This is a genomic window from Novosphingobium profundi (genome assembly GCF_018491765.1).
Classification (GTDB): Bacteria; Pseudomonadota; Alphaproteobacteria; order Sphingomonadales; family Sphingomonadaceae; genus Novosphingobium; species Novosphingobium profundi.
Map to the genome: position 1 here is coordinate 156898 of NZ_JABWCU010000015.1, position 20981 is coordinate 177878.

Here is a 20981-nt window from a genome sequence, read left to right on the forward strand (position 1 = left end):
CATCCATCTTCACGGGCCCCACGATCTCTTGCGCCCACGGGGAAGTCCGGCCTGGGCGAACCCCGGCCGGACCAGCTCAGAAGTCGTACCGAAGCGTCGCGATGAACTGACGCGGCGGAATGTAAGTGTCGTAGATCTGGTGCGTGCCGTAGGGATCGGTGAAGCGCGAGCTGACCCCGTCGGTGTCGAACAAGTTGGTGACCGTGGCCGAGAGCGAGAAGCCGGTGTCTGCGAAGTCGTAGTTGGCGTAGAGATTGACCTGGTCGTAGGACGGGGTCTTCTGTTCGGAGCCGTTGTTGAACACGCTCGACCAGTAGCTGCCGCGATAGATGTACTGCGCGCGCAGCAGGAGATCGCCCGGGCCGATTTTGCCGGTCCATTCGCCCGCGAAGCTGCCCTGCACCTTCGGGATGTTGGGAACGTCGTTGCCATCGATGTTCTGGTAGGCTGAGAGGCGCGCCAGATAGGCGTTGTAGTAGTTCGAATAGAAACCGGAGGTTCCCGCGTAACCCGCAGCCACCTGCGCGGCCGTGGCAGCGCGCGGATCCAGCGCCATCATGTCGCCATCAAAGGTGCCCTTCTCGAGACCCACGTTGCCGCTAAAGTGCCAGTGCCAGCTCGGCCGGTACTCGGCTTCCAGTTCGACGCCGTAGATATGGGCCATCGGCGCGTTGCTGAGGCCATAGGCGAAGAGGATCGGATCGTCGTTGATGAACTGCAGGTTCTTGTAGAAGTAGTAGAAGCCCGAGGCGTTGATTTGCAGCTTGTCGTCGAAGAAGCGGTTCTTCGAGCCGATTTCGAGCGAGTCCACGACCTCGTTCTCGAGCACCCCGGCAACACCGTACTCGTTGCCGAAGGTGACGAGCGAACCGTTCTTGCTGGCCCCCACGTTCACGCCGCCCGGCTTGTAGCCACGGGTGTAGCTGAAATAGACCATATTGCTCGGCGTGATCTGGTAGTCGAGCGCGGCCTTCCAGGTCATCTCGTGTGTGGAGTCGGTGACCGAGGGGGTCGGCTGCAGGTAGTTGCCCGAGGTAAAGCTCACGGCGCCGCCGTTGATGCTGTCGCCCGCGCCATTGTAGGTGTCGTGGTTGTAACGAAGACCGGCGGTAAGCTTGAGATCGTCGGTGATGTTGAGCGAGCCCTGGCCGTAGAAGGCATAGGATTCACGCGTGATCGTAGTCAGCTCGCCATAGTAGAGCGAGGAGACGGCATCGTCGTTCCAGGCCGTGTCCTTGGCAAGTGCGGCCAGCTGCCCGTCGCCGGTCGAGGCGCTGTATTCGTTGATGTAGTTCTCGTTCTGCGAGTGCAGGTAGACCGCCCCCACGATCCACGAGAAGGGGCCCTCAGTGTCCGAGGCAAGGTTGTATTCCTGCGTGTAGGATTCGACCTTCTGCTGCCACTGGGCGATATGGTCGTAGAGCGCATCGCCGGTGTTCTCGCCCTCGTATTCGACGAAGAGTTCGGGATTGAGCGCATCGCCGTCCCACGACTGGCGCGAAAGCAGCTTCTGGTAGCTGGTCGTCGAGGTGAAGTTGACCGTTCCCAGGTCGTACTTGATCACACCGTAGTAGAGCTGCGTGCGCACGTAGCTCTTGCCCGGATAGTCCTGCGTGACCTCACGCGGGTCGGGATTGGAGTCGAGCAAGTTCTTCTGCTCCTGCCCGTTGGCATCGCCGCGGTACTGGATCGTGCTCAGGAGCACGCTCAGGCGGTCGGTCGGGGCCCACTTGACCGCCAGCTTGCCGCTCAGGTTGTTGGCATCGCTGAGTTCGTAGTTCGACTTGCCGGGCACGTCCGTGGCGTGCGCGTAGCCATCATGCTTCATGTACTGGATCGCACCGCGCACCGCGAGGGTGTTGGTGATCGGCAGGTTCAGTGCACCGTCGGCCTTGGTGTAGTTGTAGTTGCCGTAGCCAGCGTCGACATAGCCCGAGACCTTTTCGGTGGTGGGCTGGTTGGAGACGACGTTGATCGTACCGCCGGTCGAACCCTGGCCGTACATCGTGCCCTGCGGCCCGCGCAGGACCTCGATCTGGCCCACGTCGGTAAAGGCCGCGTTCGCGGCGATCGAGTTGAAGATGTAGACGCCGTCGACGTGGTAGGAAACGCCCGGTTGCGTGCTGGGGTTTTCCGGGGTCTGCAGGCCGATGCCGCGGATCGAGATGTTGCGCTCGCCGCCGTTGCCGCCCGAGACGACGAGACCCGGCGCAAGCCCGTTGAGGCCGCCGATCTCGGTGATGTTGCTCTTGGCCAACGAGTCCGCGGTCACCGCCGTGACGGACAGCGCCGCTTTCTGCAGCGTGGTGTGGGTGCGTTCGGAGGTAACGACGATTTCCGAACCGACGTTCGCGCCGCTCTTGCTGCCGGCCGCATCTGCGTCCGCCGAGGGAGCAGCATCGGCTGGCGCAGCGCCCGCCGCGTCCTCGGCCTGCGCGGCCGTGGCCAGCGAGGTTGCCATCGCCAGTACCGAAAATCCGATGACGGTCCGCCTGAGGTGTGTCTTTTTCACTCGTATCCCCATCGTTATGGCAGCCGCAGCGGCTGGCCGGTTCTCCACTGGCCTTTTCAGTCCCCCCCCCTGTCGATTGCAGCCCATGCCTTGCCATGTCTCGTGTGCAATCGGGATACGGCGCCTTCACGGCGCTCGATCGGCTGTCATTTACGCCGATTAATCATTCACTATGCATTGCAAGTTATAATGTAATTCACAATCCAAAAGGCGTGATGCTTTTGACGCTGGGTGTCCAAAAAGCGTGCGGGGAGCGCAGGGGGCGAACGCGAGGCCCGCTGCGCTCCCCGGAAATCTCATGAAAATTGCGAACTGGGCGCGGACGGAAGAGATTCGGCACGCACCATCTCAGGCCAGAGATGCGCCCAGGGGCGTACCCGCTCATAGGCTGCGGCAGCAGCAAGCACCGTTTCATCGGCCAGGTGGCGCCCCACGATTTGCAGGCCGACCGGCAAACCATTGCGGGTGAAGCCGGCCGGAACGCTCGCGGCAGGCTGGCCACTCCAGTTGAAGGGATAGGTAAAGGGCGATGGATTGACCTCCTCGACCGGAAGCCCTGCGACCGTATCGGGATTGAAATGCGCGAGCGGAAACGGCGGCGAGGACACCGTGGGCGTCAGGAGAAGATCATATTCGGCCATGAAGGCCGCAAGAGTGTTGCACACGCGCTGGCGCTGCATGGCCGCGTCGGTGAAATCCTGCGCGCTCCATTCGCGTTCAAGCATCATGAGCAGGCCGGGAAGGTGGATCTGCCCCTTTTCCGCCAGCGCGCGCAGGCCGCGCAGATCGGAATCGCGCATTATGACCGAAAGGAAGAGATCGAACATGTCCTCGAAAGCGGGCGTGTCCTCGACCAGCTCCCAGCCGAGCGCCTCGGCCGCCTCCCCCGCCGCCTTCGCGGTCAGTTCGCGCACCTCGGGATCGACCACCGAAAAGCCGAAGTCGGGGGTATAGGCCACTTTGAGCCGGCCAGGATCACGGCGCGGCGCGGCCAGCCAATCGACATCGCCTGCTGGCAACGAGTGCCAATCGCGCGCGTCCGGCCCGGCGATGACCGCGAGGAGCAGCGCGGCATCTTCGACCGTGCGGGTCAGCGGGCCGAGATGCTCGACGCTTTCCCAGCTGCTGACCCCGGGATAGCGCGGATCGCGGCACCCCGGCCAGGCTGGTACGCGCCCGAACGAGGGCTTCATGCCGAACAGGCCGCAATAGCTGGCCGGCCCGCGGATCGAACCGCCGCCATCGCTGCCGATGGTGAGAGAGCCCATCCCCGCGGCCACGGCCGCCGCGCTGCCCGCGCTCGATCCGCCCGGCGTCATCGCCGGGTCCCAGGGATTGGCGGTGGTCGCAAAAACCGCGTTCTTGCCCGCCCCGGCATAGCCGAATTCGGGCGTGTTGGTCTTGCCCAGGATGATCCCGCCCGCCTTGCGCACGCGCTCCACACAGACGTCATCGTCCTCCGGCGTGAAGCCGACATAGGCCTTCGAACCGCTGACCGTCGGGAAATCGCGTGTACAGATGAGGTCCTTCACCGAGACCGGAACGCCATGAAGCAAACCAAGCGGTTCCCCGGCCTTTACCTGCCGCTCCGCGGCGTGCGCCTGTTCGAGGCTGCGCGCGGGATCGAGCGCGCAGAAGGCGTGCAAGACCGGCTCGCTCGCCGCGATCCGCGCCAGCACGGCCTCCATCAACGTGACGGGAGAGAGCTCTCCCGCGCGGATGCGCGCCGCCTGCTCACTGGCGCTCAGAAGCGAGGGATCGCGGGGGATGGAGGAGGTGTCTTGCATCATTTCGGCGAACTCCGGACTTGGGGCGGGCAGTCGGACGCAAAGGGCCTGCGGCGACGGATTGCCATGCGCGGCCTGCCCGCGCTTGCCACGAGGTGCACAAATTTGGGGGGAAGCTGCAGGAAGAGGAGCTCGAGGGCCCTCGCCCTCGCGCTCCCGGAACTGCAAACGCCATCGGATCCATCTGAACGGACGTCCGGCCGTTCCGCGATCCAGGGATTCACCCCCCTGATATATTGGGTTTCTCTTCAGGCGCGGCGGCGCAGGCCAAGGCTGTCCAGGCCACGGCCGAGGGCAAGTCCGAAGCCATGTAGCAACGCGGTCGCGACCAGCATGGCCATGCCGAAGGCGAAATGGCTGCCACTCGCCTCGGCGGCGTGGGCGAAACCATGCGCCAGCGCGAAGAAGCCGGTTATCGCCATGGCAAGGCCCAGCTTCACGCGCGGGGCGAAGATGGCGCCAAGCGCCAGCAACGGCATCGAGACGAGGATCACGGGCTCGGCCGGAACGGCAAGGCCCATGCGCCCGAAGGCAAAACCGGCGACCATCGCCGCCATGAAGGCCGCAGGCAGCGCTAAGGCCTTGCCCGGATAGGCCCGCGCCGCCCAGAGGCCAACGCAGACCATCGCGGTCAGGTGATCGAGACCGGTGAAGGGGTGCACGAAACCGGTTAGCGCGCCGGTGCCCAGGGCATGGCCAGGATGGGCAAGAGCCGGACTGGACAGGCCAAGTGCGCCCAGGGCAGCGGCGAACATGGCGAGCGGGCGGAACGATGTCATGGGCGAAGGCCTCCGGTCTTGATGATGAACTGCGCGATATCCTCGACGGCCTGCCCCTGGCGGACATTGGCGAAGACGAAGGGGCGCTCGCCCCGCATCTTCTTCGCGTCACGGTCCATGACCTCGAGGCTGGCGCCGACATATTGCGCGATGTCGATCTTGTTGATGACGAGCAGGTCCGAGCGGGTGATGCCCGGCCCACCCTTGCGCGGGATCTTGTCTCCAGCCGAGACGTCGATGACGTAAATCGTGAGATCGGCAAGTTCGGGACTGAACGTGGCGGCAAGATTGTCACCCCCGCTTTCGATCAGGACGAGTTCCAGCCCCGGAAACCGGTCTGCCAGCGTATCGACCGCGGCAAGGTTCATCGAGGCGTCCTCGCGGATCGCGGTATGGGGGCAACCGCCGGTTTCCACGCCGATGATGCGCTCGGGCTCGAGCGAGCCGGCACGAGTGAGGAATTCGGCATCCTCGCGGGTGTAGATGTCGTTGGTGATCGCCGCGATCCGGTAGGTCTCGCGAAAACGCTTGCACAGGGCGTCCATCAACGCGGTCTTGCCCGATCCGACCGGCCCCCCGATGCCCACGCGCAGCGGGCCCATGGTCCCCAGCGGTACGGCGCCCTCAGTCATGGTGTCGTCGCTCATCATGTTCGAAACAGCCTCGTATATTGGGTTTCATGGGCCATGCAGCCGATCTCGGCGAGAAGACTGCATCCGGCAAGATCATCGAAGGGATCGTCCGCCCGGCAGCCCGCCACGACCTGCGCGGCGAGTTCCAGCACGCACGGACGCAGGGCCAGGATGGCACGCTGTCCGTCGGTCTGCCCCAGCGGCACCAGACGCTGGGCGGCCGAAACGTAATTGGACACCGTACCATGCAGGAAGGCGGTCAGCCCGGCCTGTTCGGCCACGCCATGGCAGGCGAAGAGCGTCGCCGCGACGAGAGGGTAAGCCAGGTCTTCCCCCTTGAGCGGAGCAAGCAACGCGGCAAAATTCGACGGCGTGCTGGCGCTGCGCGCGATCCGGGCGAAGGCATTGCCCTGCGCGGTGGTCTCGAGGAAACGCTCGCCCCCGCTCTGCGCCGCCAGCGCCAGTTCGGCCACCACGCCAAGGCGCGCTGCATCGCCTGCTGCAGCGGCGCGGTGCGCGTGGACGAACAGCACGGCTTCATTGAAAAGAGGGCCGTGGCGCAGCAGGTCGGCCAGCCAGCGCTCGCAGCTTGTCCGGTCGGTCACGTGCCCTTCCTCGACCGCCCATTCAAGCCCGCCCGAATGGGTATAGGCGCCGACCGGCCAGGCTGGCGACATCCAGCTCAGCACATCGAAGATCGCGCCCTCATCCATGGGCGTGCGCATGGCTATGCGAATGGACGTGATCGTGGCCATGCCCATGACCACCGCCTTCGTAGGCTCCGCCTTCGGGATCGAAGGGGGCAAGGCGCGGCGTGCAGACACCGCCCAGCCCCTTCACCATGTCGACGATGACATGGTCCTCGCGGATCAGGAGTGTTTCGCCGTCAAGCTGGGTCGGCAGGTGGCGATTGCCCAGATGCCAGGCGATGCGCACGAGCGCGGCGGTGTCGGGCGCGGTGATCGCGACCAGTGCCTCGGGAACCGCGCGCACCTCGATCACGCTGCCATCGTCAAGTTCGAGCCGGTCGCCGTCGCGCAGATGCACGACATTGCCCATGTCGAGCAGGATCGCCCGGCCACCTGCGGTCGTATGGACCATGCGGCGCCGGCGGCGCCGGTCATGATCGAGCGAAACGTGGTCATTGGCGGGCGGGTTCGCCCCGTCGCGGGGCAGGACATGGAGGATGCGGTTCACAGGCTTTCTCGCAGGACGGGATCAATAGAGGAAATAGCGCTGCGCCAGCGGCAGCTCTTCGGCAGGCTCGCAGACCAGCAATTCGCCGTCGGCGCGCACTTCGTAGGTCTCCGGATCGACCGTGATCTCGGGCAGCGCGTCGTTGAGCTTCATTGCAGCCTTGCCGATGGTACGGGTCTGCTCGACCGCGCAGATCTCCCGCTGCAGACCAAGCCTCTCGGCCACCCCGGCATCCTTCGCCGCCTTGCTGACGAACGTGATGCACGATGCCGCCATCGCGCGCCCGTAGCTGCCGAACATGGGACGGGTGTGGACCGGCTGCGGAGTGGGGATCGAAGCGTTGGCATCGCCCATCTGCGCATGCGCGATCATCCCGCCCTTCAGGACCAGTTCGGGCTTCGCGCCGAAGAAGGCCGGGTGCCAGAGGACGAGATCGGCCAGCTTGCCCACCTCGACCGAACCGACCTCGCGCGCCAGACCCTGCGCGATGGCGGGATTGATCGTGTACTTCGCGACGTAGCGCTTGGCGCGCGCGTTGTCGGCCTCGGCATCGTCGCCGGGAAGTGGGCCGCGCTGCGCCTTCATCTTGTGCGCGGTCTGCCAGGTACGGGTGATGACCTCACCCACGCGGCCCATCGCCTGGCTGTCCGAGGAGATGATCGAGAGCGCGCCCAGATCATGGAGGATGTCCTCGGCGGCAATCGTCTCGCGGCGGATGCGGCTCTCGGCGAAGGCGAGGTCCTCGGGGATGCCGGAGTCGAGGTGGTGGCATACCATCAGCATGTCGAGGTGCTCGTCGATGGTGTTGCGCGTAAAGGGCATCGTCGGGTTGGTCGACGAAGGGATCACGTGGGCAAGCCCGGCCAGCCGGATGATGTCGGGCGCATGGCCACCGCCCGCGCCTTCGGTGTGAAAGGCATGGATCGTGCGGCCCTTGAAGGCGGCGATGGTATCCTCGACGAAGCCGCTTTCGTTGAGCGTGTCGGTATGGATCATCACCTGCACGTCGTGCGCATCGGCCACCGACAAGCAGCAGTCGATGGCTGCCGGCGTCGTGCCCCAATCCTCGTGCAACTTCATCGCACAGGCCCCGGCGAGGATCTGCTCCTTGAGCGCGGCGGGCTCGCTGGCGTTGCCCTTGCCGGCAAAGCCAAGGTTCACCGGCAGGCCCTCCGCGGCCATCAGCATGCGCTCGATGTGCCAGGGACCGGGGGTACAGGTTGTCGCGTTCGTGCCCGTCGCAGGACCCGTGCCGCCGCCGATCATGGTGGTCACGCCGCTCGCGATCGCCTCTTCCACCTGCTGCGGGCAGATGAAGTGGATATGCGCATCGACCCCGCCCGCGGTCAGGATCTTGCCCTCTGCCGCGATGATCTCGGTGCCCGGGCCGATGACAATGGTGACGCCCGCCTGCACGTCGGGATTGCCCGCCTTGCCGATGGCCACGATGCGCCCGTCGCGAAGGGCGACGTCGGCCTTCACGATGCCCGTCCAGTCGAGGATCACGGCGTTGGTGATAACGGTGTCGGCGGCCCCTTGCGCGCGGGTGCGCTGGCTCTGGCCCATGCCATCGCGAATGACCTTGCCCCCGCCGAACTTCACCTCATCACCGGGAACCGTAAAATCCTTCTCGATGCGGATCAGCAGGCCGGTGTCGCCAAGCCGCAGCCGGTCACCCTCGGTCGGGCCAAACATGTCGGCATAGGCCGCGCGGCTCATTCGGTAGGCCATCAGTCGAGATCTCCCATCACGTCCTGGCGAAAACCGACGACGCGCCGCTCGCCCGCGAAGGGCACCAGATCGACCTGGCGCGTCTGGCCCGGCTCAAAGCGCACGGCGGTGCCGGCCGGAATGTCGAGCCGCTTGCCGCGCGCGGCGGCGCGATCGAAGTCAAGGCCCGGGTTGGCCTCGGCGAAATGGTAATGGCTACCCACTTGCACCGGACGATCGCCGGTGTTGGCAATCGTCAGCGTGGTCACGGGGAGCCCTGCGTTGAGCGCGATCTCGCCTTGGGCGGGGAGCAGCTCTCCGGGGATCATGTCAGCGGATCGGGTCATGTACGGTCACCAGCTTCGTGCCATCGGGAAAGGTCGCCTCGACCTGGACGTCGGGGATCATCTCGGGGATGCCGGACATGACCTGGTCGCGGGAAAGGACATGGGCACCGGCCTCCATGAGGTCCGCCACGGTGCGCCCGTCGCGCGCGCCTTCGAGGACGAAATCGGAAATCAGCGCGACGGCCTCGGGGTAGTTCAGCTTCACCCCGCGTTCGAGCCTGCGCCGCGCCACCATCGCGGCCATGGCCAGAAGCAGCTTGTCCTTCTCGCGTGGGCTCAATTGCATCTCAACATCTCCAGACACGGGGCAGCGCGGCGCCCCCCATGAGGTATTCGAGCGCGCGGGCCATGCCGGTGCGCACGCGTTCGGGATCGCGGGCGAGAAGCCGCACCGAAAGCAGGCCGCGCCAGAAACTGGCGCTGGCATGGGCCCCGTTCAGCGTGGCAAGGAGTTCGCGCAAGGGCGCCAGTTGCGCCGCGCATTCGTCGTGAACGACGAGGATCATGCCCGAGGCCTGCGCCCCGTTGCCGAGCGCCGGCGCCGCGAGAGCGGCTCCGGATGAAAGGCCGCGCCCAAGGTCAAGCACATCGGCGTGCCAAAGCTTGCCGCCGCGGCGGATACGGACCCGATCGCGCAAGGTGCCGGTCGCGAACCGTTCGCCCCGCGCCACCCGCCCGAAGACGAGCGATTCCGCCCAGAGCAGGCGCGCGTCGGACGCCAGATCGATATGCGTATCGCGGTGGAGACGGGCTTTGTCGAACAGGATGGTCTCCTGAGGCAACCAATGCGCACGGGCACCGCCCGCTGCCGAGATGCGCGTTTCGATGCGGGTTTCATGGCCCTGCGAGCCGTAGACTTTCTCGGCCGCCTGCGTGGTGACGAGCCCCTGCGTGCCGTTCCCCCATTCCACGACCTGCTCGAGCACATCGCCACCACACAGCCCGCCCGAAGTGTTGACGACAATGGCTTCGGGCGGGTCGCCGCGCCCCCCACGCGGCACGCGCACCCGAAGACAACCGCCCTCTCCTCGACCGACGAGCCGCGTGTCGCCGCCTTCGGCCCGCGCAAAGCGCAGGTGCAGCTTGCCCTGGTTGCGCAGCCACGCCGGCACGCCCGCGTCCCGCGCAGCCTTGCCCACCGGCGCCCCGGCGACGTCCGCCTCGTCGAGAACGGCGTCGGGTATCAAACCGGACGATCCCCCTGGATCTGGATGCGAAAGCCCGAGCGCGTCTGGGGGAAATAATCCCAGATCGCCATGTGCTGCAGGCAGCGGTTGTCCCAGATCGCGATCGCATGGGACGACCAGGTAAAGCGGCACTGGAAGTTCGGATTGGCCACGTGCTCGTAGAGGAAGCGCAGGATGGCCTCGCTCTCCTGCGCGGGCAGGCCTTCGATATGGGTGGTGTAACCACGGTTGACGAAAAGTGCCTTGCGCCCGCTCACCGGATGAGTGCGGACCATCGGATGCGAAGAGGTCGGCAATTCGAGGTCGCGCGCCACCTTGTCACCAAAGGACTTGGCCGAGGAATGCACCGCGCGAAGATCGGCGATGGTGGCCTTCATCGTGTCCGAAAGCGCCTCATAGGCCGCATACATGCTGGCGAAGACGGTATCCCCGCCAAGCGGCGGCAACGTATGCAGATAGAGCACCGAGCCCATCGGCGGCTCGGGATCGCAGCTCATGTCCGAATGCCAGTCCTCCCCGGCAACATACTTGGAGTCGCCGTCGGCATGGATCTTCGTGACCTCGGGATGGCCCTCGACGCGCCACTGCACGGTAGAGGGGGCGACGTGCGGTTTACCGAAGACTTTCGCCAGACGAGCATGGGCCTCGTGATCGATTGCCGGTCCACGCAGGAAGATCACCATGTGCTCCTCGAACGCGCGGCGCAGTTCCGCGGCCACGTTCTGCGGAATCGGTTGCGCGAGGTCCACCCCGGTAATCTCGGCCCCGACCGTGGGGTTGAGCGGCTTCACGCCGATCGCGCGATAGCTTGCGGGGGACGTGCGGGGCGGCTCGGAGAGGGTGACTTCGGGAGCGGGCATTTGAGAAGCCTCCGGTTCATCAGGATGACGAGGCGAACCTTGCATACGGGTTATTATCATGCAATTTATATTTTAGTTCATCGTGCACTTTGCATTGCACTCCACCAAAGGAGACATGCCGTGGCCTCACCATTCGTTGCCCCAATCTTCGATCTCCAAAACACCCGCGCCGGCCTCGCCCTGGAGGACGCCCCGCCCCTCGCCCTACCTGGCGCGTTCTACGGTGCGCAGTTCCATGCGCTCGAGCGGGAAAAGCTCTTTCCGGCAAGCTGGTGCGCGGTAGCCACGGCAAGCTCCATTCCCGAACCGGGCGACATGCTGCCGATCGACCTTGCCGGAGCCTCGATCCTGCTCGTGCGCAACGGCGCGGGCGAGGTGGAGGCCTTCCACAATATCTGCCGCCACCGTGGTATCAAGCTGGTGGGCGCGCCCTGCACTGCGCCGCGTATCACCTGTCCATGGCACGCCTGGACCTACGGGCTCGATGGCAGGCTCCTGGCCACGCCCGAGTTCGGCGGAGAGAAGATCAACCAGGTCGAGGGTTTCGCGCGGCAAGACCACGGGCTCAAGCCGATCGCCCTCGGCCGCTGGCTTGACCTTGTCTTCGTCAACATCGATGGCAGCGCGCCGCCCTTCGCCGAATGGATCGCCCCGGTCGAGACGCTTTTCGCGCACTGCGACCTCTCCGATCTGATCATCGGCGAACGCCTGGAGGACATCTACGCGGCGAACTGGAAAATCGCGATGGAAGCGGGGATCGAGGACTACCACCTGCCCTTCGGACACCCCCAACTGGAGGCGCACCTGTTCCGCAATGTCGAGCCCTGCGTTCACCTCCCGGTCTACACGGGCGGCAAGGTCGATGTCTCGGCCGCGCACGACCAGGACAGCGGGACCCGCGCCTGGACCGCGCGCCTGCCCGATCTCCTGACCAAAGAGGGCAAACCGCTCCCTGAACTCTATTCCCTGTGCCTGTTTCCGACAGCCGTACTGCTTGTCACTTCCGACCATGTCATGCTTGGCACGCTGCTGCCCGACGGACCGGATCGCACCCGCATGGACATCTCGCTCTACTACCAGGGCAGCGCAGCAAGCGATCCCGCACTGGCCGGGGCACGGCAGGGCAATCTCGAGATGTGGCAGGGCGTGATCCCGCAGGACAAGCCCTTCATGGAGGCCGCACAGGCCACGCTGAAGGCCCGTGACGAGGCGGGCATTGCACCTATCCTCTCGCCCTACTGGGAAGGCGGCGTGCGCGGCTTCCAGCAGATGGTGCTGGACGCGGTCGCCTGATGGCGGTGATCGCGGCAAAGCCCGCGCCCTTCGACCTCGATCCCGCGGCGACCGCGCTGCTGGTCATCGACATGCAGCACGAATTCCTCTCGCCCGGGGGCTGGATCGATGCGATGGGCCTGCCCCTCGCGCCGCTGGCAGAGCCGGCGCGTGGCCGAGGCCCTGGCCGCCGCCCGCCGCGCTGGCCTTGCCATTCTCCACACCCGCGAAGGATACGAAGAGAACCTTGCCCAGTGCCCGGATTGGAAACGCGTCCGGGCCCGGCCTGGCCCCGGCGAGCGCGGCCCACGCGGCCGCTACATGATCCGGGGCGAAAGTGGCCATGCGATCATCGCCCCCTGCGCACCACTTCCGGGCGAAGCGGTCTTCGACAAGCCGGGCAGCGGCGCCTTCCACGCGACAGGACTGGAAGAGCACTTGCGCAGTCTTGGCATTCGCCAGCTGGTGCTTTGCGGGGTCACGCTCGACTGCTGCGTCCTTGCCAGCCTGTTCGAGGCCAACGACCGCAACTTCCAGTGCCTGCTTCTGGGGGACGCGACGGGCACCTACGATCCCGCCACGACCATGGCGCTGCTTGCCATGCTGGAAACCGGGGTGATCGCCCAGGTCGCGCAGACCTGCGCCTTCGCAAGCGGCATCGCGTAGACATCGCCACCGCGCTCGGAAGGAAAGTCAGCCGCCCCGTTCGTCCCGCTCTGCATCGAGAGCGGCTCGCGAGGGGAAGTGCCGAGCGCCCCGTGCACCTGCTCCCACCATCGTTCTCCCGGCAAGCGCATAGCGCAGCGCCGGTTCGGGTCCGATACCAAGATCGACGCAGGCGGCCACGATGCCACAGAAAGGATCGGCCGTTACCCTCGCTTCCTGCCGCTCGACCGGCACAGATTCGAGACTCCGGTCCGCCCAGATCGCAATGGCACCGCCGGTTGCTAGCGTCACGACGGCAGCCTGATTGGTAAGCGTGAGAACGCTGCGCAGCACCATCAGTTCATCAAGGGTTTGAGGCTCGCGCTCGAAGGCAAAAAGGCGCGCGACGCAAGCCTGGTCGAGGAGGACCATGTCGGCACAGGCAAACAGGCCCAGGGCTTCAGGGCCGATGTCGCAGCCCCGTTCACTCAGCGCGAGAATGCGACGCTTACCGATCAGCCCCGGTGCGTTCAGGACCGCAGAAAGCGCGGCCAGGTCAGGCCCGTTTCGGACCAGCACGACCCGGCACTCGTCGGCAAGAACCGGCAGGTGCTCATCCTCGAACGGTGCGATACACGCCTCGGCCCCGAAGGCGGTGGCCGCCATGACCTGCTCGAGCGCCCAGCCCTGCGATCCGACCGTGCCCGAAGGTGCAAGAACGCTGACGGACATGCCCGCCTCCTTTCCCGTTTCAGTAGGGACGGTCGCCCTTGACCCACATGCGGTGCATCTCGCGGATGTACTTCGTATCGTCGAACAAGGTGCCCGTGTGCAGCGAACAGCGGTTGTCCCACACCAGCACGTCGCCCACCTGCCACTTGTGGCGATAGACGAAGCGATCTTGCGTGACCCATTCGATCAACTCGTCGATCACCGGCGTCGATTCCGCTGTCGACCAGCCTACGAAGCCGGGCGTCATGCTCGAGATCCACAGCGCCTTGCGCCTGTCCGCCGGGTGCGTGCGCACCAGCGGATGGATCACGTCGGGATTGGCGCGCAGCACTTCGGGCGGGATTACCTTGCGCCCCTCGGTGCGGTTGCCGGCGAGGTATTCGAAGCTGTGGATCTGCTTGAGCTTTGCGAGTTCCTCCTGACGCTCGCCGGGCAGCGCCGCGTAGGCCGCGCACTGGTCCGCGATCAGCGTGTCGCTGCCCTCGGGCGGCACCGTGACGGCATAGAGCATCGTGCACATGACCGGCTCGGCGGTATAATTGAGATCGGTATGCCAGCCGATCCCGTCGTTGTGCGCACCAACCGGGCGGCCATCCTCGACCCGGTTCGACAGCACGTAGATTTCGGGATGATCCGGCAAGGTGAAGTCGTTGAGGGTATGGCCTTCCAGTTCGCCGAAGGCCTGTCCGAAGCGGCGGAACTGCTCGGGCGAGAGCGACTGGCCGCGCAGGACGATCGCGCCAACGCGGTGAAATTCGGACACGACCTCAGCCAGCTCGGCATCGCTTGCCCTCGCCAGATCGACCCGCGCGATCTCGCTGCCGAAACCCGGCTTGAGTTCATGCGTCTCGAGGCTCTTCACCACGCTCATGCTTTGATCTCCGGTCCGTCCTTGCCAAGCAACGACCAGTCGTACTTCAGGTTGAGGTGCGATCCGTCGCAGAGCGGCTTGGTCTTGGAATAGCGGCAGCCGCAAACCGGGTGAACCCCTGAGGTCTCGACACGGAAGGGCACCGGCTCGACCTTGCCCGAAGCGTGCGAGCCGTCGCAGAATGGCTGGGTCTTAGACTTGCCGCACTTGCACCAGTAATAGGTCTCGCCCGCTTCGAGCGTGACGAAATGCGGCTGCTTGCGCGTGCCGTCGGGCCAGCGCTTCTTCACCCAGCCCTTGTCGATGGGGCTCGCCATGTTGAGCTTGAGCACCACCTTCGAGAAGAGCCAGCCCCCGTCGACCTTGCGGAAGCGCGCGTCGTAGGTGCCCGCGATCCAGGTCGCGGTTGGCTCGTTGGTGTGCTCGTCGGGCAGGGTCGCCGCTTCCCACAGGTACCAGAAGCCGGTCGCTTCCTCACCCGAGGGATCGAAGGTGACCTGCACCGAGATCATGTTGTGCAGCGACCACCAGATCTTCTCGCCCGCCACCGCCTTGAGGCCCAGCGCGCATCCATCGCCGCCCTCAAAGGTGCCGAAGCCGTCGCAATGCCAGGTCGCATCGTCGGTGAAGAGCGGCCGCAGGAGGACCGGGTCGTTGCCCACGTCGCAACAGCGCGCATAGGTGGTGACGAGATCGGTGATCGCATCCTTGGCGGAAAGGCGCTCCACCTCGGATCGAAGGGCGGCGATCTCGGCGCGAAGGACTTCGGCGCCAGCGCTATCGGCGGTCATCCCGCGCGCCATCACGCGTCTTCCCGCAGGGCTTCGCCCACGCGGGCGGCGTAGCGCTTGTAGCGCTTGATGAGCCAGTTGCTGAGCTGGACCAGCGTCTTCTCGTTGGGAGCCCAGCGCGTGCGCGGCGCCACCCGGGACCGGAGGCCCTTGTGGGTCGCGATGTTGGCCACGGTGTCCTGCTCGTTGAACATCTGCACGCCGTCCAGCGTGCCCTTGAGCAACAGCGGCGCGGTCGGCAGCGACAGGTTGTCCCAGCTCGTCAGCATGCCGACGCTGAGAGTGATGTTGCCGGCCGACTGGGGCAGGATGACGTAGTAGAACACGACATCGCCCTGCGCTCCGAAGAACAGGTTGGGCATGACCCCGGCGAAGACCACGCGGGCGCGTTCCTCCTCGGTGAGATCGGGCAGAGGCGGGAAAAGCGCCTTGCTGGAGATGTTGAAGCCGCCGTCCGCGTTGGTGAAGTGGACCTCGCGGTAGATCGCGGCGTCATCGTCTTCCTGCCACTCGGTGAAACGCACGTTGGTGGACGGTGCGAAGTCGTGGATGCCCGAATGAAGATAGTGCGTATGGTAGGGCTCGAGCGCGTTTTCCTGCATGAACTTCCAGTTCCACGCATTGTCCGCCCATTCGACCGGCGTGATCGCGGCAAGATCGGCCATGTGGTGGTTCTCGACCAGACTGGTCAGGCCCTTGAGGCGCGGGGCCAGCGGTTCGGCCTCGCCGCTGAAGTTCACGAAGATGAAGCCGTTCCAGATCGTCGAACGGAATTCGGGCAGGCAGGCGGTGTGGCGCAGCTGCTCGAAGGGGAGCGTCCCTTCCATCTCTGGCGCGCCGGTAAGCGTGCCTTCCAGGTCATAGGACCAGCCGTGGAAGGGGCAGGTGAAGCCACCCCGGGCTTTGCCCCGTGGCGCATCGCCAAGCAAGTGGCCGCGATGGCGGCAGACCGAGGAAAGGACCCGCACCTCGCCATCCTTGCCGCGCACGACGAGCAGAGGCTCGCCCAGCACTTCCAGGGCAAAGTAGTCGCCGTTTTCCGGGATCGCGCCGACATGGCCAAGCGCGGTCCACTCGGAATCGAAGACCGCACGCTTCTCGAACTCGAACCACTCTTCCGAGGTATAACATTCGGGCGGCAGGCTCATCGCACTGGCCACGTCTCCCTGGCTGGCGTCGAGCTGATCGAGCAGACGCCGGATCTGCGGGCTGAGCGCCATCTCGGGCAGCGGCACATGGGAAAACTTGTCCATCGACACGGAACTCCTGGAAGGGGGTGGCGAATTGTGATTTCCACATTGTCTTGCAAACCGAAATGCATTTTGCAATGCACTTTATATTGTTTTTCATCATCCAGCTCGCGCCGAGCATCGGATCGCGCGGGCCAGGGGGCCTCTTCGCACCATGATCTTTCTCTGCATGCTTTCCGACATTCCCGCCTCGGGCGCCAAGCGTATCGCGCGCGGACCGCGCCCCGCCGTCGCGGTATTCCTCGTCGACGGGACGATCCACGCGACGGCGGACAAGTGCACGCACGGCACCGCGCTCCTCTCGCGCGGGAAAGTAGAGGGCAACCGGCTGATCTGCCCCTTGCACCAGGGCTCGTTCGACATCCGCACGGGCGAGGCGATCGACCTGCCCTGCGACGAAAAGCTCGAAGTCTATGCGGTCGAACTGCGCGGCGAGGAAATCTGGGCCGCCGTCATCGACTGCCCCGGCATGGCCGGCCCCGCAAGACCGGCCCGCCCTGCGCCTCAGTGCGCCCGGTCAAAGCGGGGCAGGAGTACGAACACGACCAGCGCGTAGACCATCATCACGGCAATTGCGTAGATCCCCAGCACATAGCTGCCGAAATGGTCGTAAGCCGCGTTGAGCGCGACCGGCGACACGCCGTTGGCGATCAGCGCGCCGGTATAGGCCACCCCGCAGATCGCGCCGAGATCGCGCAAACCAAAATAGCGCGAGAGGAGATAGGGCAGGACGCTGAATTCCACGCCCAGCCCCATGCCGGTCAGCACCCCGCCTGCAATCGCAACCGGCAGGGTATGGGCATGGGCCAGGATCAGCAGCCCTACGATCGCAAGCACATAGAAAAAGGCCGCGCGGCGCGGGCGGGCCGCCAGATCGAGTATATGGCCGACGAGCGGCTCCACGATCACGCAGGTCAGCGCGAAAAGCGTGACGACCAGCGTCGCTCCGGCGGCGCTCAGCCCCTGGGTGCCCAGGATCGTCACGGTATTGGCGAAAACCCCGGTCAGCGCGCCCCCGCCCAACGGAACGGCACTGAAGATCGCCCAGAACAGGGGGCTGCGCATGGCCTCGGCGAAGGAGTGTCCGGCCAGGGGCACCTCGCTCCAGCGCGCGCGCGTGCCCGCCTCCATTCCCGGAGGCGAACGCAGGCTGGCCCAGGCCACGGGAAGCGCGCAGACAAGGACGAACAGGCCGATTAGGGCAAAGCTGTGCCGCCAGCCGAGCGCCACGACGAGCAGACCCGAGACCGCGGGCATGACCATGCCACCAAGACCATTGCCGACACCGCCAACCAGCCCCAACCAGAAACCGCGTCGCTCGGTGAACCATTCGGCCACCAGTTTGGCGATGACCATCGTGCTGGCGAGTACCCCGCCCACTCCGGACAGCGCGAAGAGGCCATAGAAGGCCCAGGGCGAGGCCGGCGAAGCGGCTATCGCGAACAACGTCACACCCAGCGCGGCGAACCCGAAGAGAAGGCAGGCACGCGTGCCGAAGCGATCCGCGAGCCAGCCTGCGAGCGGGAAACACAGCGCCTGCGAGAGCGTCTGCGCGAGAAAGGCGGTGGCCACCGTCGTGCGGCTCCACCCGAAGCTCGTCGCGATCGGCACCAGCATCACCCCGAGCGGGATCGTCACAGTCGAAGTGGAGCCCGCGAAGGTTCCGAGCGTGCCCCCTGCCAGCAGGGCCATGCGGCGAAAGTCCAGTCCGGGTCGTCCGGCAGCCGATTGGCCCGCACCGGAAATGGCGGAACGGGCGGCAAGCGCATCACTCATGAACATTCCCCGGCTGTCTCGCGGCCCCGCACCGCAGCCGAACAGGCCGCGATGAAGCTCGCCGTATCGCTGATCGTGGCGGCATAGCGGGACAAGGCCTCGAGCGCCGCCTCGTGAAAGTCGCGCGTACCCGCCGCACAGGCATCGCCCAGCACGAGCACGTCGTAGTCGCGCTGGAAAGCGCCGCGCGCTGTGGCGTCGACGCAGCAATCGGTGCTGACGCCGGTCAGGACCACGGTGCGCGCACCAAGCCGGCGCAGGAGCGCGTCAAGCCCGGTTTCCAGAAAGGCATCGTAGCGGCTCTTCGTCACTTCGCGCTCTCCCGGCCCGGGCCGGACCCGCCAGTAATCCGCCCCCGGGCTTCCCGCCCGGCACAGGACTTCCCCCCCGGCCATCCCGCGCCGGGCCATGTGCCGAACCATCGCCGGGGAATCACTCTCGGGCGAAGTCTCGAGCCGCACGAAGCAGACTTCCATGCCGCAGGCCCGCGCCGCGCCGAGCGCGTCCTCAATCCGGGATATTGCGGCCGGCATGCCCGAAACATCGGCGCCGCCCCTGGCGCAAGCGCCCTCGGGCGCGACGAAATCGACTTGCACGTCGATCACCAGCAGTACCGTGCTGCACGGCGCCAGCGACAACGCAGGCACCTCTGAAGACGGGCCACGCCGCAGAAGTTCGGTCCTTGCGCTGTCAGGGCACACGCGTTCAACTCCAGTTTGCGGAACAAGCCTTTCGGGTCGGCGGCAGCAGGGCCCCGCGCCCTCGCGACTGAAAACGTACATAAATTTTACAATGCATCAAGCCATGCAAATAAAATTGTTATTTGAATCCATTTTTGCTCTCCAAATGCCACGAACAAGTCTTCACAGTGCGCTTGCGGCCCCACCTCCAGGCCGATCCGGGGAGACGCTTAAAAGGCCAGACTTGAGAAAAAGCGCCGTCCGGTGATTGAACCCGGCTCCGGAACCCTCTAGGGCTGACCTTGTTGCAAATTGCATGATAATTTCAAATAGAGGTGCTTAGAGATGGCGCAGGACAAGGGAGCGCAGGCCAGAGGCGTTCGGGCCGGGACGAAAGCCGCGAACGAGGCGCGCAAGAGCAATCCCGCGCCGCCGAACGCCTCCCATCTCTCCATCGACGAGGACGGCACCGGCCAGGCCGTGCGCTTCCACGAATTCGAGTTCGCGCTGCACCACATCGTCGAAGCGTTCGCACGCTGGTCTTCCGCGCTGCACGAATACGTCAGCGGCGAGTCCCTGCCCCAGGCGGACGTCTCGGTCCTCCAGCTCATCCGCATGAACGAGGAACCCAAGAGCGCGACCGACATCGGCCGCTACCTCAACCGCGACGACAACTCGAACATCCTCTATGCCCTGCGCAAGCTGGAAAAGGCGGGCCTGATCGAGAAATGCCGCGGTGCCCTGCGCCAGACGACGTACACCGTGACCAAGCGCGGCATGGACGTGACCGACCGCTATGCCGAGGTGCGGCGCGAACTCCTGCTTGAAAGCGTGGGCGGCGCGTTCCACGGCGAGGGTGACCTCGAGACCACGATCCGCACGCTCTGGAACATCTGCGGCCTCTACGAACAGGGCGCGCGCACGATCTCGGTCAAGCGAGTTCTCCAGGGAGACATCGCGGGAGAAACGGTCCGCTGACCGAGCTTTGTCCGTCCTGTCGCGTTCGAATTTTTCGAACCCTGCAACGGCAGACAAACGCACGTGGCTCCGTTACATGCCCCGCCACGTTTATCTGCCGCACGTCTACAGTCATAGGCACCCTTACGCCCCGAAGTTGAACGATTGTCGGGCAGGAGTGGCACCCTCACACCCACCTCTGCGTGCGACCAGGAATACCTCAGTTGGGCTTTGGTGATGCGACCGCCCCCGACGGAATTGATGTATGAATGTGGGTCTGGACAAATCCACACAAGAGAGCGATCACATCATCAAAGCCCAGCCCACCCTAAAATTCGCGCCGGCTCTCACTATTGGGACGGTCCAAAGCCAACAGTCGCGAACTCCCACCCCAGGTCGCCGATCTCAGGCCGCGCAATCGCGAACTGAAGGTTGGCTTACCGAGGACGGCTGCTCCGACGGCGACTGTCGCGAATGCCCCAGAAGCTTCCTGCCCTAGCGCCAGCGGCCGCATTCCATCGGGCGCGCACGATGACCCTACCAGGCGCCCGGCGCCACGCCTGCGACGTGCCCTCTCTTCCCCGGACGAGGCGCGTGACAAGCAGATTTTCGAGGTCGGATGCCGTCATATGTCCGCTTAGCCGACGTCGGAGGCTAGCCAAACATCGACTTCGCGCTTGAGCGAGCTCAGGCTAGGCACCCCCTCCCCTACGCAGCTCGCCACTTGCAGACCTGCACTTATCTTGCAGGCAAAATCGAAGCGTTTGGCGATCATGCCGACCACGAGGCGTACGCAGGATCTCTCAAGGCGAAACAGGGAACAGCCCCTTTGGGAACAATGAAGCGAGGAAGGATTGCATAAGTCCTGCTAATACCAACCTGCATTGATCAGAACCTACGCGCCCATTTGCGACGTCCGATGGTCATGATGCGCCACGGCTGATCGACGAGCTTGTTCCAGGCTTCACAGCAGAGGTCGATGATGTTTTCGTAGGA

Annotated in this window: 22 protein-coding genes; 5 read left to right on the forward strand and 17 right to left on the reverse strand. The window is 65.2% G+C overall.

Going from position 1 to position 20981, the window contains the following annotated elements; all coding sequences use genetic code 11:
• Positions 1-76 precede the first annotated feature (76 nt).
• From HT136_RS17985 to HT136_RS18035, 11 genes are all read right to left on the reverse strand, one after another.
• A complete protein-coding gene (locus HT136_RS17985) occupies positions 77-2512 on the reverse strand; it encodes a TonB-dependent receptor (RefSeq protein WP_343222232.1) in 2436 nt (811 codons plus the stop codon).
• 296 nt (positions 2513-2808) lie between these two features.
• Positions 2809-4302 (reverse strand): amidase, encoded by a 1494-nt coding sequence (locus HT136_RS17990; protein WP_214201204.1) that lies wholly within the window; start codon positions 4300-4302, stop codon positions 2809-2811.
• 245 nt (positions 4303-4547) lie between these two features.
• Entirely contained in the window at positions 4548-5078 is a 531-nt protein-coding gene (locus HT136_RS17995; RefSeq protein WP_214201205.1) for a HupE/UreJ family protein, read from the reverse strand.
• Positions 5075-5710: an urease accessory protein UreG gene (gene ureG, locus HT136_RS18000; protein ID WP_214201206.1), complete on the reverse strand. Its 636-nt coding sequence runs from the start codon at positions 5708-5710 to the stop codon at positions 5075-5077. Before ureG ends, HT136_RS17995 begins: the two co-directional genes overlap by 4 nt.
• A gap of 14 nt (positions 5711-5724) precedes the next feature.
• Complete coding sequence (locus HT136_RS18005; RefSeq protein ID WP_246543867.1) at positions 5725-6465, reverse strand: urease accessory protein UreF; 741 nt, start codon at positions 6463-6465, stop codon at positions 5725-5727.
• Positions 6416-6907 carry an urease accessory protein UreE gene (locus HT136_RS18010; RefSeq protein ID WP_214201208.1) on the reverse strand — a complete coding sequence of 164 codons (492 nt, stop codon included), beginning with the start codon at positions 6905-6907 and terminating at the stop codon, positions 6416-6418. Before HT136_RS18010 ends, HT136_RS18005 begins: the two co-directional genes overlap by 50 nt.
• 21 nt (positions 6908-6928) lie before the next feature.
• Positions 6929-8638 (reverse strand): urease subunit alpha, encoded by a 1710-nt coding sequence (ureC, locus tag HT136_RS18015; RefSeq protein WP_214201209.1) that lies wholly within the window; start codon positions 8636-8638, stop codon positions 6929-6931.
• Positions 8638-8964 (reverse strand): urease subunit beta, encoded by a 327-nt coding sequence (locus tag HT136_RS18020; protein WP_214201210.1) that lies wholly within the window; start codon positions 8962-8964, stop codon positions 8638-8640. The genes ureC and HT136_RS18020 overlap by 1 nt, the downstream gene beginning before the upstream one ends.
• Positions 8948-9250 carry an urease subunit gamma gene (locus HT136_RS18025; RefSeq protein WP_214201211.1) on the reverse strand — a complete coding sequence of 101 codons (303 nt, stop codon included), beginning with the start codon at positions 9248-9250 and terminating at the stop codon, positions 8948-8950. Before HT136_RS18025 ends, HT136_RS18020 begins: the two co-directional genes overlap by 17 nt.
• Position 9251: 1 nt before the next feature.
• Positions 9252-10151, reverse strand: coding sequence for an urease accessory protein UreD (locus HT136_RS18030; protein ID WP_214201212.1), 900 nt, complete (start codon positions 10149-10151; stop codon positions 9252-9254).
• On the reverse strand, positions 10148-11011 hold the full coding sequence (locus tag HT136_RS18035; RefSeq protein WP_214201213.1) for a TauD/TfdA dioxygenase family protein: 864 nt from the start codon (positions 11009-11011) through the stop codon (positions 10148-10150). Before HT136_RS18035 ends, HT136_RS18030 begins: the two co-directional genes overlap by 4 nt.
• A 120-nt stretch (positions 11012-11131) precedes the next feature.
• Here HT136_RS18035 and HT136_RS18040 point away from each other — a divergent pair, with 120 nt between their 5' ends.
• Positions 11132-12304: an aromatic ring-hydroxylating oxygenase subunit alpha gene (locus HT136_RS18040; protein WP_214201214.1), complete on the forward strand. Its 1173-nt coding sequence runs from the start codon at positions 11132-11134 to the stop codon at positions 12302-12304.
• 150 nt (positions 12305-12454) lie between these two features.
• Positions 12455-12949 carry a cysteine hydrolase family protein gene (locus HT136_RS18045; protein WP_214201215.1) on the forward strand — a complete coding sequence of 165 codons (495 nt, stop codon included), beginning with the start codon at positions 12455-12457 and terminating at the stop codon, positions 12947-12949.
• 27 nt (positions 12950-12976) lie between these two features.
• Here the strand turns inward: HT136_RS18045 and HT136_RS18050 are convergent, their stop codons facing one another.
• From HT136_RS18050 to HT136_RS18065, 4 genes are read right to left on the reverse strand one after another with little or no spacing between them, the layout of a single operon-like run.
• Positions 12977-13660, reverse strand: coding sequence for a hypothetical protein (locus HT136_RS18050; RefSeq protein ID WP_214201216.1), 684 nt, complete (start codon positions 13658-13660; stop codon positions 12977-12979).
• Between the two features lie 19 nt (positions 13661-13679).
• Positions 13680-14531, reverse strand: coding sequence for a TauD/TfdA dioxygenase family protein (locus tag HT136_RS18055; protein WP_214201217.1), 852 nt, complete (start codon positions 14529-14531; stop codon positions 13680-13682).
• Positions 14528-15322 (reverse strand): nuclear transport factor 2 family protein, encoded by a 795-nt coding sequence (locus tag HT136_RS18060; protein ID WP_214201218.1) that lies wholly within the window; start codon positions 15320-15322, stop codon positions 14528-14530. The genes HT136_RS18055 and HT136_RS18060 overlap by 4 nt, the downstream gene beginning before the upstream one ends.
• 11 nt (positions 15323-15333) lie before the next feature.
• The gene (locus tag HT136_RS18065; RefSeq protein ID WP_214201219.1) at positions 15334-16575 is read right to left on the reverse strand and encodes an aromatic ring-hydroxylating oxygenase subunit alpha; all 1242 of its coding nucleotides are present in this window, start codon (positions 16573-16575) and stop codon (positions 15334-15336) included.
• Between the two features lie 151 nt (positions 16576-16726).
• Between HT136_RS18065 and HT136_RS18070 the strand changes: the two genes are divergently transcribed.
• Positions 16727-17128: a non-heme iron oxygenase ferredoxin subunit gene (locus tag HT136_RS18070; protein ID WP_214201220.1), complete on the forward strand. Its 402-nt coding sequence runs from the start codon at positions 16727-16729 to the stop codon at positions 17126-17128.
• Here the strand turns inward: HT136_RS18070 and HT136_RS18075 are convergent.
• Entirely contained in the window at positions 17077-18348 is a 1272-nt protein-coding gene (locus tag HT136_RS18075; protein WP_214201221.1) for an MFS transporter, read from the reverse strand. The two genes, HT136_RS18070 and HT136_RS18075, sit on opposite strands and share 52 nt — an antisense overlap.
• Entirely contained in the window at positions 18345-18986 is a 642-nt protein-coding gene (locus tag HT136_RS18080; protein ID WP_214201222.1) for a cysteine hydrolase family protein, read from the reverse strand. Before HT136_RS18080 ends, HT136_RS18075 begins: the two co-directional genes overlap by 4 nt.
• Positions 18987-19373: 387 nt before the next feature.
• Between HT136_RS18080 and HT136_RS18085 the strand changes: the two genes are divergently transcribed.
• Both HT136_RS18085 and HT136_RS26725 read left to right on the forward strand, forming a co-directional pair.
• Positions 19374-20006 carry a helix-turn-helix domain-containing protein gene (locus tag HT136_RS18085; protein ID WP_214201223.1) on the forward strand — a complete coding sequence of 211 codons (633 nt, stop codon included), beginning with the start codon at positions 19374-19376 and terminating at the stop codon, positions 20004-20006.
• A gap of 643 nt (positions 20007-20649) precedes the next feature.
• Entirely contained in the window at positions 20650-20847 is a 198-nt protein-coding gene (locus HT136_RS26725; RefSeq protein WP_425516901.1) for a DUF6880 family protein, read from the forward strand.
• The last annotated feature ends 134 nt before the right edge of the window (positions 20848-20981 follow it).